This window comes from Arcicella sp. GW821-FHT09D11, from assembly GCF_059416265.1.
In genome coordinates, this window is record NZ_JBWKOV010000003.1 from 460,090 (window position 1) to 473,219 (window position 13,130).

13 protein-coding genes are annotated in these 13,130 nt (G+C 35.0%); 7 read left to right on the top strand and 6 right to left on the bottom strand.

What is annotated here, in order from left to right; translation table 11 throughout:
* Nucleotides 1-37 precede the first annotated feature (37 nt).
* Entirely contained in the window at nucleotides 38-628 is a 591-nt protein-coding gene (locus tag AC07N0_RS12130) for an HNH endonuclease (RefSeq protein ID WP_492799985.1), read from the top strand.
* A 75-nt stretch (nucleotides 629-703) separates the two neighbouring features.
* Here AC07N0_RS12130 and porZ read toward each other — a convergent pair whose 3' ends face one another.
* Both porZ and AC07N0_RS12140 read right to left on the bottom strand, forming a co-directional pair.
* Nucleotides 704-2,587, bottom strand: coding sequence for a type IX secretion system anionic LPS delivery protein PorZ (gene porZ, locus AC07N0_RS12135; RefSeq protein WP_494589368.1), 1,884 nt, complete (start codon nucleotides 2,585-2,587; stop codon nucleotides 704-706).
* Between the two features lie 11 nt (nucleotides 2,588-2,598).
* Nucleotides 2,599-3,177: a thymidine kinase gene (locus AC07N0_RS12140; protein ID WP_494589369.1), complete on the bottom strand. Its 579-nt coding sequence runs from the start codon at nucleotides 3,175-3,177 to the stop codon at nucleotides 2,599-2,601.
* A gap of 206 nt (nucleotides 3,178-3,383) precedes the next feature.
* Here AC07N0_RS12140 and AC07N0_RS12145 point away from each other — a divergent pair, with 206 nt between their 5' ends.
* Complete coding sequence (locus tag AC07N0_RS12145) at nucleotides 3,384-3,851, top strand: Mpo1 family 2-hydroxy fatty acid dioxygenase (protein WP_492803021.1); 468 nt, start codon at nucleotides 3,384-3,386, stop codon at nucleotides 3,849-3,851.
* Between the two features lie 282 nt (nucleotides 3,852-4,133).
* The gene (locus AC07N0_RS12150) at nucleotides 4,134-5,039 is read left to right on the top strand and encodes a prohibitin family protein (protein WP_494589370.1); all 906 of its coding nucleotides are present in this window, start codon (nucleotides 4,134-4,136) and stop codon (nucleotides 5,037-5,039) included.
* A gap of 102 nt (nucleotides 5,040-5,141) precedes the next feature.
* Here AC07N0_RS12150 and AC07N0_RS12155 read toward each other — a convergent pair whose 3' ends face one another.
* Nucleotides 5,142-6,041: an OmpA/MotB family protein gene (locus AC07N0_RS12155; RefSeq protein ID WP_492803017.1), complete on the bottom strand. Its 900-nt coding sequence runs from the start codon at nucleotides 6,039-6,041 to the stop codon at nucleotides 5,142-5,144.
* A 384-nt stretch (nucleotides 6,042-6,425) separates the two neighbouring features.
* Between AC07N0_RS12155 and AC07N0_RS12160 the strand changes: the two genes are divergently transcribed.
* Nucleotides 6,426-7,703, top strand: a complete 1,278-nt coding sequence (locus AC07N0_RS12160) for a M20/M25/M40 family metallo-hydrolase (protein ID WP_494589371.1) — start codon at nucleotides 6,426-6,428, stop codon at nucleotides 7,701-7,703.
* A 58-nt stretch (nucleotides 7,704-7,761) separates the two neighbouring features.
* On the opposite strand, the gene AC07N0_RS12165 is transcribed toward AC07N0_RS12160, so the two are convergent.
* Nucleotides 7,762-8,856 carry a chorismate mutase gene (locus tag AC07N0_RS12165; protein WP_494589372.1) on the bottom strand — a complete coding sequence of 365 codons (1,095 nt, stop codon included), beginning with the start codon at nucleotides 8,854-8,856 and terminating at the stop codon, nucleotides 7,762-7,764.
* Nucleotides 8,857-9,286: 430 nt separating this feature from the next.
* Between AC07N0_RS12165 and AC07N0_RS12170 the strand changes: the two genes are divergently transcribed.
* The 3 genes from AC07N0_RS12170 to AC07N0_RS12180 all read left to right on the top strand — a co-directional run bounded on the left by AC07N0_RS12170 (nucleotide 9,287) and on the right by AC07N0_RS12180 (nucleotide 11,982).
* Nucleotides 9,287-10,477 carry a proline dehydrogenase family protein gene (locus AC07N0_RS12170; RefSeq protein ID WP_492803012.1) on the top strand — a complete coding sequence of 397 codons (1,191 nt, stop codon included), beginning with the start codon at nucleotides 9,287-9,289 and terminating at the stop codon, nucleotides 10,475-10,477.
* Between the two features lie 168 nt (nucleotides 10,478-10,645).
* The gene (locus AC07N0_RS12175) at nucleotides 10,646-11,359 is read left to right on the top strand and encodes a lipoprotein signal peptidase (protein WP_494589373.1); all 714 of its coding nucleotides are present in this window, start codon (nucleotides 10,646-10,648) and stop codon (nucleotides 11,357-11,359) included.
* A gap of 26 nt (nucleotides 11,360-11,385) precedes the next feature.
* On the top strand, nucleotides 11,386-11,982 hold the full coding sequence (locus tag AC07N0_RS12180; protein ID WP_494589374.1) for a methyltransferase family protein: 597 nt from the start codon (nucleotides 11,386-11,388) through the stop codon (nucleotides 11,980-11,982).
* A 9-nt stretch (nucleotides 11,983-11,991) separates the two neighbouring features.
* Here AC07N0_RS12180 and gldA read toward each other — a convergent pair whose 3' ends face one another.
* Both gldA and AC07N0_RS12190 read right to left on the bottom strand, forming a co-directional pair.
* Nucleotides 11,992-12,702: a gliding motility-associated ABC transporter ATP-binding subunit GldA gene (gene gldA / locus AC07N0_RS12185; protein ID WP_494589375.1), complete on the bottom strand. Its 711-nt coding sequence runs from the start codon at nucleotides 12,700-12,702 to the stop codon at nucleotides 11,992-11,994.
* A 72-nt stretch (nucleotides 12,703-12,774) separates the two neighbouring features.
* Complete coding sequence (locus AC07N0_RS12190) at nucleotides 12,775-13,113, bottom strand: YbaB/EbfC family nucleoid-associated protein (protein ID WP_309920443.1); 339 nt, start codon at nucleotides 13,111-13,113, stop codon at nucleotides 12,775-12,777.
* Between the last annotated feature and the right edge of the window lie 17 nt (nucleotides 13,114-13,130).

Below are 13,130 nucleotides of genomic sequence, written 5' to 3' on the forward strand. Positions count from 1 at the left end.
CATAGAAAATAACCACAAAAATCTTTAAACAAAACAAATGATAGACAAAAAAACCAATTTAGGAACCAAAAAAAGCGCTAGTTTTTGGAATGAAAAATGGGTAGATATTCCTTTTCAAGAAGTAGAGAACCCTCCTGTTTATAAAGTTTCCAACTATGGACGCTTGAAAAGTTTTCAGAATGACCCCGTTCAAGGAGATATCATCAATGGCTCAAAAATTCAAGGATACAGATCGCTTAATATCAGAGCCAAAGGAAATAAATCCCTTAATAGGTATGTTCACAAACTTGTTGCAGAATTCTTTGTAGAGAAACAAAACGAAGAACAAAAATTTGTTATTCATCTTGATCACGACAAGCTAAATAACTATTGGGAAAACTTAAAATGGGTAACTCGCGATGAGATGACAATCCATAATCGCGAAAACCCAGCCGTAAAAGACAGGGTTATTCCAAAGCGTACTAAAAATTACAAGCTGACTGAAAGCAAAGTAATTATGATTAAAAAAATGCTAAGGTCAGATAAAAACAGATTAAAAATGATTGCCAAGCAATTTGGCATCACTCATACGCAGCTCAACAGAATTCGTTCTGGTGAAAACTGGGGACATGTTAAGTTAGAAGATTAAAGAAAAAGGGTTCAGAAGTTATATTTCTGAACCCTTTTTCTTTAATCTTTGCTTGATAAAATTTTACAATAAAAACTATTTTACTACTGCCAACCTACTTACTAAGGTTTCCTCTCCTTTTGCATTAGCAGAAAAAATCAAGTAAACGCCTGTTTCGACTCTTTTTCCATCCAATGTTTTTCCATTCCAAACAGCAGTGCCTCCGTTTGCTCTTGTTTCATACACCAAATTTCCTACAACATCGGTAATCTTTACAAAAGCATTTTCCACTAATCCTTCAATACCGATTTGTCCTTCAAAATCTGGACGAACAGGGTTAGGAAATACTTTTACTGTATTATCTAATTGGCTGTTAGTGCTTTCCGTTGCTGTTCCTCTATATGAAACCAAGCCTTTTGAGGTACGAATAAAGACATTACCAGACTGTGGCTCAGGCGTGATATAATTTATGTTATTAGAAGGCAAGGGGGAATTAATTTCGGTAAAGTTTGTGATTAGTTCTGTACCGTCTGAATTAAATAAAAAGATTCCGTTCAATGTACCTATCCACTTTCTATTTCCGCCATCTATTCCGATAGAGGTGACTGTCTCATTACCAAGCAAACGTCTTCTTTCAAAAACGGGTGTATAAGCATCAAAATTTTTACCTGAAAATACTGAGGCAGGGCTATCAAACACGACAACTCCTTTATCAGTACCTACCCACATTTGTCCGTCTTTATCCAATGCCAACGTTTTTACATTCGTACTAGGTAAATTTCCAAAGCCTGTGCCTGTGGTAATAAATTTTTGCTGATTGGCGGTATTCTTTACGATAATTCCACCAAACCCACTGCCACGAATCCAAGTATTCCCTCCGTCGTCGACTACGACAGAATCTTTTCGGGTTTGATACAAAGTATCTAAACTAGTAGGACTATAGCTTTTATAATTTCCTTCTAAATTACTTAATAGTCCATTCTGATAATCTGCTAACCAATACTTCGCTTGGGCATCTGTCCGTAGGAATTTAGGCTGTTTGATTTTTGAATCTGCTACTTTACTAAATGTGAGCAAATCCATATCCAAAATATTTAATGTGCCATTGGTGATAACAAAATACTTGTTACCTACAATCTTATCGATTACTTCAATTTTATTGGGAAGTATTAAAATCCCTGATGATTTTCCATTGAGATAGGACGAAACTTTCCCTGTTTCAGCAGCAATGATGAGTCCATTTTGCCAATTAACTAACGTACTTCGTTCTGTATTTAAGGAAGACCAATTACCAAAAAACTGCAAATTGACATTTATGGCAAATTTTGCTTTACGAATACCCACAGAAGTAGCTAAAAATATAGAATCGCTTGAAAATTCAGTTTTATATATTTTTATGGATGCTCCGCTTTCACCTAAGTTTTGATAGGTTTCTTTAATCTCTTCTTTATCAATATCAAGTATCACCAACCCAAAATCATACGCCAAATAAGCGGTATTTCCATTGATAGCAATATGATTTACAATTTTGCTATCCTGTATTGAACTAGATTCTTTCAATAATGAAATATTCGAAATCTTAGCAGGCTCGGCCTGTTCATTCAATTTGATTAAGTCGATATTTCCAGATTGGTAAGCAGCAATTAATGTATTTTGATGGGCAGAATAAGCAATTTTTATAATCCCTGTTTCAGACAATCCATCAATTTTAGATAATTTAATGGATTCATTATTAGCTTTATCATAATAGAAGAAGCCATTCTCGGTCACACAATAAATCTTATCTTTAACTATAACGACATCCTTGGCAGTAGAGTAATTGAAATATGTTTGCCAAGTGCCTATTGGCACTTGGGCTAATACTGAAGTCTGAAAACTTAAAATAATGCTTATTAAAACAGCAATACCAAAAAGGTTGAAGCTAACCCTTTGTGCATTTTTTAGTGTAAAAGTAGCTGTGTTATAGCTGGGAACGGACATACATCATTAAATTATGAATGAAAACATTTTCTACATCTTGCTTCATAGCTATCTGTTTCTCCTAACATTACCTGCTCTTGTCCCGCAGTTTTGCGATATGAATAATTAGCGACATCACCACAAACCATGCAGACAGCATGAACCTTTGTAATGTATTCTGCAATAGCCATCAAGGCTGGCATTGGGCCAAAAGGTATTCCTTGGAAATCCATATCCAGCCCCGCCACAATTACTCTTTTTCCATTAAAAGCCAATGTATTTACTACTTCAACGATTCCTTCATCAAAAAATTGAGCTTCATCTACGCCAACTACATCACAGTCTCCCGCAAGCAAAAGCATTATCTCTGACGAATGAATGGGTGTTGAACGAATTGAAGAAGCATTGTGTGAAACAATATCTTCGTCGTGATAACGAGTATCAATACTTGGTTTAAAAATTTCTACTTTTTGTTTAGCAATCCTTGCACGATTTAACCTACGAATTAACTCCTCTGTTTTTCCAGAAAACATTGATCCACAGACTACTTCAATCCAGCCTGCCTTTTTCCCATTTAGTTGATGTTGGTGATGATACGGTTCAATAAACACTTTGTTAAAAAATTTTAGCGTTAAAAATTATCCTTTTTACGAAGATAAAGAATTTAAAATGGATGAAATGAAATTATCTTTTATATGTCAAAAAAATGTAAATTAGATTATAGAAGAATAATACAAAAAAGTAAACATAAAATTGTCTTATTTAGAGAATATTTAGTATTATTGCAATCAACTAACCTTAAATCACTAATACACATATGAAGACAATTAACCAATGGCTCGACGAATACGGAGAGAGCCATAAAAACCCCACAAACAAAACCGTCCATTGGATTTGTGTACCCCTTATTTTTTTTAGTTTATTAGGACTACTCTATAGCATAAAGCTTTCTTTTTTCAGTATCGGAGACATCGAAGGAAATGTTGCACTGATTGTATTAACACTTACGATGATTTATTACTTCAATTTGTCGAAATCCTTATCGGCTGGCTTATTTTTATTTGCTACTACCTGTGTGTTGCTTTGCTACCTTATAGAAAATTCTGCCATCGTTCCTTTGTGGCAAGTATGCCTAACTATTTTTGTGTTAGCTTGGCTAGGGCAATTTTGGGGGCATAAAATAGAGGGTAAAAAACCTTCTTTTTTTAAAGATTTATTATTTCTGATGATTGGCCCTGCTTGGCTAATGAGTTTCATTTATCAACGTTTAGGTATCCATTATTAACAATTACATGTTGAATTATTTTACAGCACCTCAATTATACACTCTGTCCTTCAAGCTTACCATCCATACTATTTCAGGATAAAACAGTATCAAGTAGTTAATATTTGATACTGTTTTTGTTTTCAGGCATTTAAGTCATTGAGTGATTTAATGAATGAGTGATTTAGTGATTAGTCCTTTTAAACTGCGGTGATAAACCGCTCACAAATTACCCTTCACATAATGTCGTTTATACTTGCCTAGAAAACAACTCGAAAAATTAAACTTAAATCAACCAAAACCATGTTTTTAATTATTCTAGGTGCTATTATTTTAGTGGTAGGCTTTGCCATTAATACACCATCGTTAGCGAGTGCTCGTTTTTCGCGTCCTGTAAAAGTTATTGGTGGCGTAATCATTGTTATTGGGGTGCTTAGTTCAGGAGTTAAACAAATTGATGCAGGCGAAGTGGGCGTACAGTCGATATTCGGAAATGTAAATCCTAATACATTATCGAGCGGACTGAATTTTGTGAATCCTCTGGCAGAAGTTCAGACTTTCGATATCAAGACACAAAACTACACGATGTCGGCAGTGCATGATGAGGGAGGTAAAGAAGGTGACGATGCCATTAGGGTATTAACGGCGGATGGTTTGGAGGTAATTATTGACCTCACTGTTTTATACAGAGTAGTTCCAGCCGATGCGCCGAAGATTCTAAAAGAAATTGGTTTAGATTATAACGATAAAGTCGTGAGACCAATCACCAGAACAAAAATCCGAGATAATGCTGTTTATTATGATGCCGTAGCACTTTATTCTACTAAAAGGGATGAATTTCAAACGAGAATATTCAAATCTATCGAAAAAGATTTATCTCGAAGAGGCTTATTGCTTGAACAATTATTAATCAGAAATATCAATTTGCCTACTTCAGTAAAGCAAACGATTGAATCAAAAATCAATGCAGAACAGGAAGCGCAAAAAATGCAATTTGTCCTTCAGAAAGAGAAGCAAGAAGCAGAACGTAAGCGTGTTGAAGCACAAGGTATAGCAGATTACCAGAAAATTCTTTCTACTGGACTAAGTGACAAGCAATTACAATACGAGTCTATTAAAGCTCAGAAGGACATTGCTCTTTCGCCTAATGCTAAAATAATCATATTAGGTGGGAAAGGGAATACCCCTATTATGCTAAGTGATAAATAATAAAATAGGCTGTCTTCGAGATGAAGACAGCCTATTTTTATGGTTGAAATATATAAATGTAATGAGGTTATTATATTACCTTTTCACATTTTTACTTTCAAATTATTTACCTTGACCGTTCGCTAATAATTGGAAGAATTGATCCAATTTAGGCGTTACGATGATTTCAGTTCTACGGTTCAACTTACGACCTGCACTGTTTTCGTTTGAATCTTTTGGAGCAAATTCAGAACGACCACCAGCTGTCATACGCTCAGGAGATACGCTAAATTTAGTTTGTAATAAACGAACAACTGAAGTAGCACGTTTTGTACTTAAATCCCAGTTATCTTTCAAACAGTCAGTAGCGATAGGCACACTGTCAGTATGACCTTCAACTAAAATGTCTAATTCTTTGTGATCATTCACAACTTTAGCCACTTTTTCTAACACTGTTTCAGCTTTTTGGTTGATTACAGCACTACCCGATTGGAATAGCATTTTATCAGAAATTGAGATATAAACAACTCCTTTTTTCACTTCTACAGTTACATCTTCATCATTTACATCAGCTAATGAACGTTTCAACGTCATTACTAAAGCTAAATTTAAAGAATCTTTGCGTTGTACTGAAGAGTTCAAATCTTTGATATATTTGCTTTGATCGTTCAAAGTTTCCAAAGATTTTTTAATGCTCTCAGCACCTGCTTTACTAACTACTGATAGGTCAGACATTCTGTCTAATAAATTAGTATTAGTTTTTTTCAAGTAGTCAATTTGGTCTTCAAACCCTTTTAACTGCTTAATCTTAGCTTGCAATTCACTGTCTTTCGATTTTAAGTCAGTTTCTAAGCTTGCTCTTGTCTTATCACAGTCATTTAAGTCAGCTTTTGCTTTAGCAAGAGTACTCTCTGTGCTCGCTTTGTAATTAGCGTATTCCGCTTGAGCAGCTGCGAATTTTTTCTTACTCACGCACGAAGACATGATTACAATTGATGAGGCAAACAAAATTATTTTTTTCATACTTTTAGTTTTTATGCTAATTGCTTATTAAAATTTGGAACGAAAATACTATAAAAAAATTACATAATTGTCATGATTTGTCTTTACTACAAGCATAAAATAGCTTGCAAGTACTCAAAATTTGTTTATAAAAAACTTAATCTTAAAATAAGTCAACAAGAGATTTGATAAGTTCTACTTGATATCTTTAAAGAGTGACTTAAATTAATTATATGACAATTTGTAGATTGATAAATTTTATATTTATCGTAAGTCCGAAACCAAATTAAAGCTAATTAGGCTTATACATCTAAAAAAAAATGGGTATAAAATCGTTCCAAGCACATTTTATCGTTTCCGATTTCGTCAAATATTCTATACTTTAGGGTAAATAAAATATAGAATATGAAAAAAATTGTATTAACCATTGGCTTATTAGCATTGTTTGGTCATTTTTCGAATGCTCAGCAACTAAACAAAACCGAGAAAAAAATTGCGGAATATATTGAGCAACAAATGCCCCAAACTGAGGCATTGCTTAAAAAGATTGTCAATATTAATAGCGGAACACTTAATAAAGAAGGAGTCAGAGAGGTTGGAAATATCCTGAGAAAAGAGTTTGATGACTTGGGTTTTAAAACAGAATGGGTTTCTTTGCCCGATTCTTTGAATAGAGCAGGGCATTTAGTGGCAGAACGAAAAGGGAAAGCTGGTAAAAAACTATTTTTGATTGGTCATTTAGATACTGTTTTTGAAAAGGCAATGACTTTTACGCCCTATACTTATTTAAACGATTCTACGGTTACAGGGCAAGGGGTAAACGACATGAAAGGCGGTGACATCGTTTTACTAGCAGCCTTGAAAGCCCTTCATCAAAATGGCTTGCTTGAAAACACTACTTTAACGGCTTACTTTACAGGCGATGAAGAAAGCGCAGGTCGCCCAACTAGCGTTAGTAGAAAAGACTTTATAGAGAGAGCCCAAACCAACGATATAGCTTTAGCTTTTGAAACTGCCGTCAATTTAAACACTGTTGCTACTGCTCGTAGAGGCTCTAGTGGATGGAAATTAAATGTAAAGGGAGTTATGGGACATTCGTCTACTATATTTAGTCAACAATCTGGTTACGGAGCCATCTATGAGGCCGCTAGAATATTAAATGAATTCAGAGAAAAATTAAGTACCGAAAAATACCTAACATTTAATCCCGGTTTAATTATGGGCGGTTCTGAAATCAATGATAATAAAGAAACTATCGGGAAGGATAACATCATCTCGCCAAGAGTGATGGTTTCAGGAGATTTGAGGTTCTTAACAGAAAGCCAAAAAGAAAATGCGAGAGCCAGAATGAAAGAAATAGTTTCGCAAAGTTTGAATAAAACCAAAGCGGAAATTACTTTTTCAGACGGCATTCCCGCGATGGAGCCTACGCCAACAAACGAAAACTTGCTTGCTGTTATTAATAAAGTAAGTTTGGATTTAGGCTTGGGCGAAGTAAAGGCGGGTGACCCAGGTTCAAGAGGTGCAGGTGATATTTCATATATTGCTAAATACATGGCTTGTTTAGATGGCCTTGGCGCATCGGGCAAAGGAGCTCATGCACCAGGCGAGACAATGAACATCAAGGAATTTCCGAAATTGGTTCAAAGAACTGCCATCCTGATTTACAGGTTAATACGATAAAATAAAAAGGGGTTGTTTCAAATTTGAAACAACCCCTTTTCTATTCTATTCAGAACAATTAAGCTACTGTAGAGCTCATTACTTCTGTTTGTTTACGAATTGATTCTAAGTGAACCAATTTGAATAATTCTTCAATAAATTCTGGATACAACCCTAATCCTGTTGCTTGTTTAGCACGGTCAGTATGTAGTTGTTTCCAACGGTCTAATTGTAATACTGCTACGTTGTTATCACGTTTGTACTCGCCTAATTTTTCAACAACAGCCATACGAGCAGCCAACACTTCCATTAATTCACGGTCGATGTTATCAATTTTAGCACGCAATGCAGCTAATTCGTCTGTAAATTCAGCACCATAGTTTGCTTGACGTACTTCTAATTCGCGTAACATTGTACCTAATGCTTCTGGTGTTAATTGTTGCGAAGCATCAGACCAAGCAGCATCAGGGTCACGGTGCGTTTCAATAATCATCCCATCATAATTCAAATCAAGAATTCTTTGAGATAATTCCATCAACAAAGAGCGTTTTCCAGCCATGTGCGATGGGTCACCGATGATTGGTAATTGAGGGAACAAACGTTTCATCTCAACAGCCATTTGCCACATTGGCGAGTTACGGTATTTTACTTCTTGAGCATTAGAAAAACCACGGTGGATAGCACCTAATTTTTTAATACCAGCACCTTGCAAACGTTCAAAAGCACCTACCCAAAGCGCTAAGTCTGGGTTAACAGGGTTTTTAACCAATACAGGAATATCAACACCTTGCAAAGCGTCAGCTAAATCTTGTACGTTAAAAGGGTTCACTGTTGTTCTAGCACCAATCCATAATACATCAACACCATACTTCAAAGCAAGTTCGATATGTTCTGGAGTTGCTACTTCGATAGCTAATGGTAATCCAGTTTGTTTTTTTGCTTCAACAAGCCATTTTAAAGCTGGTTCTCCCATTCCTTCAAAACTTCCTGGACGTGTGCGTGGTTTCCACACACCTGCACGCATGATATGGGCATATCCTTCTGCTTTAATTCTATTAGCAGTCTCCAACACTTGTTCTTCCGTCTCGGCTGAACATGGACCTGCGATAATCAAGGGTTTGCCGTCAGTTTTAATCCATTCCTGCATCGGCACTACATCTAAATTTGCGTTCATTTGGCAAACAGTATTAAGTAAAATCAACTGCTATCTATTAATTACTATCAATTTTTATGAGTCAGATTGATGTATCTTCTAAAAAATATTAAATAATTTTTAAACAACAATTAACAAATTTTCAAAACATTATTTTGTAACAAATCGTATCAACTTAATCAAAATTTTATTTAACATTGTGAAAGGTTTATTTTATATAACCCAGTCTATGTTATTAAAATTCATCAAATTATAGCATTAAAAAATTTAATCCGATAAAATTTGTTTTTGTATTATTCTAATATGCTATATTTGCACGTTTAAGTAAAACAACTGACGACTCTCTAAATCATATTAAACTGATTATCAATCAATAAATTATCATTCAGTTTTAATTTATATACGATTATTCGTCTGTAACATGACCAAAATGCCAGCCACATCAACCCTTATGGAGTCCACAAAAGTTAGTTTTGAAGACACCTCAATTGCTTTTTCTTCAAAATCTAACTTACAATTGAAGAAGATATATTTACTCTTCGCAAGCATGAACCAGAATTGGCTCGTAAAGTTAGGGACTTTTTTTATCAAACTCTTTATTTTTCTTCATTTTCCCATAAAAAAACTCATAAGAGTTACTGTATTTGAACAGTTTTGTGGTGGAGAAACCTTACAAGAATGTAACAAGACAATAGAAAATTTGGACAAATCTCATATTGGCACAATTTTAGACTATTCTGTAGAGGGGGAAGATAACGAAAAAAGTTTTGACAAAACTACGCAAGAAGTCCTCTTGACGATTGAAAAAGCTAATGAGAATATTGCTATTCCTTTCGCCGTATTTAAAGTAACAGGCATTGCGAGTATGGATTTATTGGAAAAAATCCAAAATGAAGAGGAATTAAGCAACGACGAGAAGGCAGCCTTTGAAAGAGTAAGAGAAAGAATGAATATCCTCTGTGGAAGAGCACACGCCTTGAATGTAAGAATTTTTGTGGATGCTGAAGAATCTTGGATTCAAGATACCATCGATACCCTTACCTATGGGATGATGGAGAAATACAACCAAGAGCAGTGTATCGTTTACAACACTTTTCAGATGTATAGAAAAGATATGTTGCAAAACTTAAAAGAGGCAACTCAACAAGCTCGAGATGGGCATTTTTCACTAGGCGTAAAATTGGTGCGTGGTGCTTATATGGAAAAAGAACGCCAAAGATCACATGAGGAAAACTATTGTGAGCCTGTTCATGAAACTAAAGCAGCTACTGACCATGATTATAACTTAGGCGTAGTTTTCTGCGTAGAAAACCGTGATAATATTTCACTATGCGTAGGAACACACAATGAGTTTAGCTGTAAGCAATTGGTAGATTTAATGAAAAAAAATCAAATCGACCCTACCGATAAACATTTTTATTTCGCACAGCTTTTAGGAATGTCTGATAACATTTCATACAATCTTTCAAAAGCAGGTTATAATGTAGCTAAATATGTGCCTTATGGTCCTATTGAAGCAGTAATGCCATATTTATTCCGTCGTGCAGCAGAAAACACTTCGGTATCTGGTCAAGCTAGCAGAGAGTTTGTATTGATTAAGCGTGAAATCGTGAGAAGAAAGAGACTAATGTTCACTAAATAATATTTTTTTTGCTGTATATATAATATTAGATTAAATATTTCGTCACAAAGGCACTAAACCTAAGGGTTTCTGACTTTGTGACTTTTATTTTGTAACTTGCAAACATTATTGCAAACGTAATATCGAACAATCTATATCAGTTTATCAAACCAATCGTTCAAATTTAATATGTTTCGTTCCCCATATAAATACTTCTGGCTTACCTTTTTGCTTATTGTTATTGACCAAGTTATTAAAGTAGCTGTTCATAAATATTTAGAATACGAAGGTAATGAAGTACCTATCATTGGTGATTTTTTCAAACTCCATTATGTATTAAATAAGGGAATGGCCTTTGGAATGACCCTCAACTTTTTACCAAAGGGATATGATAAAATTGTTTTAAGTCTTTTTAGGGTTGTTGCCATGTTTGGAATCGGGGCGTATCTGGTTTCGTTAGCACGCAAAAAGGCTAATCCGGGCTTACTTTGGTGTATTGCTGCTATCTTAGGAGGCGCTATTGGTAATGTGGTAGATAGTACTTTCTATGGCGTTATTTTCGATAATGCTCCTGCTGATTCGCCTACTCCTTGGTTTCATGGCCAAGTAATTGATATGTTCTTCTTTGACCTTTACCAAGGTTGGTTGCCAGAATGGGTTCCTATCTGGGGAGGCACTTGGTATTCAACCCCTATCTTTAATTTTGCCGATGCTTCTATATTCTGTGGTGTTGTGGTGATTTTAATTTTTCAGGGTCAATTTTTTGAAGAACCAAAGCCAAAAAATAACGCTAAAACAGCTGATAAAGAAGAGAAAACAACCAGTAGCGACAATATTGAGAACCACAGCACGGATTTCCAAGAAGAACCTACAGAAGAATCAGAAAGTAAACCTCAAGAATAACAAATAAAATTTTGTTTGAGTACACAATGAAATCAGAAATTATTTTAATGGCTTTATGGTTTAGCTATGGCTTACTCCATACCTTAACAGCCTCTGAAAGCTTTAAAAATCTTCTCAAACCTATTTTGGGAAGATTTTCTATTTATTACCGTCTTGTTTACAATATCGTATTTGTGATATTGCTAATACCAATCATCAAGTATCAGCTAGAAGCTCCTTCCGAAGTACTGTTAGAAAAATCAATCATGAATCAAATTTTGGGTGGCTTAATGATGGGGTCAGGTATATTCCTTGGTTTTTCAGCCTTGAAACAATATGATTTATCCGAGTTTTTAGGAACAGATGCTTTGAAAGGTTCACCTAAAAAACCTGTATTGAGGATTGATGAATTGTCATCAATTGTTCGTCATCCGCTCTATTTGGGTATACTGATATTTGTATGGGGTACTTTTGGCTTTTTTGGTACATCCTTGTACCTCGTTACTGCCATAAGCTTAACATTTTATATCAGGATTGGAATTTACTTTGAAGAGAAAAAATTAGTAAAGGAATTTGGGAAGCAATATATAAAATATCAACAAGAAGTACCGATGTTAATTCCGAGATTAAGTGATGGAAAATAATTCCATCACTCAACTGTTTGTAAGATTTCTGAATACTTCTTCCATTGTTTTTCCAGAAGTTTTTAAAGCCGACAGCTCACTGTCATTTACTATTTTACCGTGATTAATAATTACTACCCTATCACAAATAGCTTCTACTTCTTGCATAATATGGGTTGAAAAAACGACTGTTTTTTCTTTGCCTATGTTTCTGATAACTCCTCTGATTTCAGCTAATTGATTAGGGTCAAGTCCCGTAGTAGGTTCATCCAAAATCAATACCTTAGGGTCATGAATAAGTGCCTGAGCTAACCCAACACGCTGACGATAACCTTTTGACAATTGACCTATTTTCTTCTTTTGCTCTAGTTGTAGGCCAACTAAATCAATTACCTCCGCTATCCTATTCTGTAGTTTTTGTCCTTTAATCTGATAAAGTCCTCCGACGAAAGCCAAAAATTCCTTTACATACATTTCTAAATATAAAGGATTATGCTCTGGTAAGTAACCAATGTTTTTTCGTACTTCCATCGCATCGTTTTGTACATCATAACCACATACTTCTACCTTCCCACTAGTAGCAGTAAGATAGCAAGTTGCAATCTTCATGGTAGTTGATTTACCAGCACCATTTGGCCCAAGGAAACCGACTATTTCCCCTTGTTTTACCTCAAAAGAAATATTATCTACCGCATTTTGTGTGCCGTAAACTTTTACTAAATTCTGAATTTTTAACGACATAAATAGAAGTTAGGAATGTGATTAAAATTTAAGGAAACTGGTTAAATTCCTAAATTCTTTGAACTGAACAAGTTATTGTCCAAACATGCTTCCTAAATCCATTCCTGGAATATTAGGCATCAAACCTTGAGTAGCTTTTTGAAGATGCTCTTTTATTTTACCTTCAATATTTTCCAAAGCATTGTTCGTAGCAGCTACAATTAAATCCTGTAGTACTTCGCGGTCAGCGGGTTTAATCAAATCTTCATCAATTTCAATTTTCAAAAGCTGTTTTTTACCATTCACCGTTGCAACCACCATACCAGCACCAGCATCACCCGTTTCAATAATTGAACTTAATGAATCTTGTGCCTCTTTCATTTTAGCTTGAAGGTCTTTTACCTTGCCAAGCATTCCCATCATATCAAACATAGTCTTTTAGGTTTTGT

Excerpts from the sequence above, each read along its gene's own strand:
- gldA (WP_494589375.1), bottom strand. The coding sequence starts at position 12,702 with ATGTCGTTAAAAATTCAGAATTTAGTAAAAGTTTACGGCACACAAAAT.
- AC07N0_RS12145 (WP_492803021.1), top strand. The coding sequence starts at position 3,384 with ATGAAGACAATTAACCAATGGCTCGACGAATACGGAGAGAGCCATAAA.
- AC07N0_RS12180 (WP_494589374.1), top strand. The coding sequence starts at position 11,386 with ATGAAATCAGAAATTATTTTAATGGCTTTATGGTTTAGCTATGGCTTA.
- AC07N0_RS12165 (WP_494589372.1), bottom strand. The coding sequence starts at position 8,856 with ATGAACGCAAATTTAGATGTAGTGCCGATGCAGGAATGGATTAAAACT.
- AC07N0_RS12190 (WP_309920443.1), bottom strand. The coding sequence starts at position 13,113 with ATGTTTGATATGATGGGAATGCTTGGCAAGGTAAAAGACCTTCAAGCT.
- AC07N0_RS12155 (WP_492803017.1), bottom strand. The coding sequence starts at position 6,041 with ATGAAAAAAATAATTTTGTTTGCCTCATCAATTGTAATCATGTCTTCG.
- AC07N0_RS12175 (WP_494589373.1), top strand. The coding sequence starts at position 10,646 with ATGTTTCGTTCCCCATATAAATACTTCTGGCTTACCTTTTTGCTTATT.
- AC07N0_RS12160 (WP_494589371.1), top strand. The coding sequence starts at position 6,426 with ATGAAAAAAATTGTATTAACCATTGGCTTATTAGCATTGTTTGGTCAT.
- AC07N0_RS12150 (WP_494589370.1), top strand. The coding sequence starts at position 4,134 with ATGTTTTTAATTATTCTAGGTGCTATTATTTTAGTGGTAGGCTTTGCC.
- porZ (WP_494589368.1), bottom strand. The coding sequence starts at position 2,587 with ATGTCCGTTCCCAGCTATAACACAGCTACTTTTACACTAAAAAATGCA.
- AC07N0_RS12130 (WP_492799985.1), top strand. The coding sequence starts at position 38 with ATGATAGACAAAAAAACCAATTTAGGAACCAAAAAAAGCGCTAGTTTT.
- AC07N0_RS12170 (WP_492803012.1), top strand. The coding sequence starts at position 9,287 with ATGGAGTCCACAAAAGTTAGTTTTGAAGACACCTCAATTGCTTTTTCT.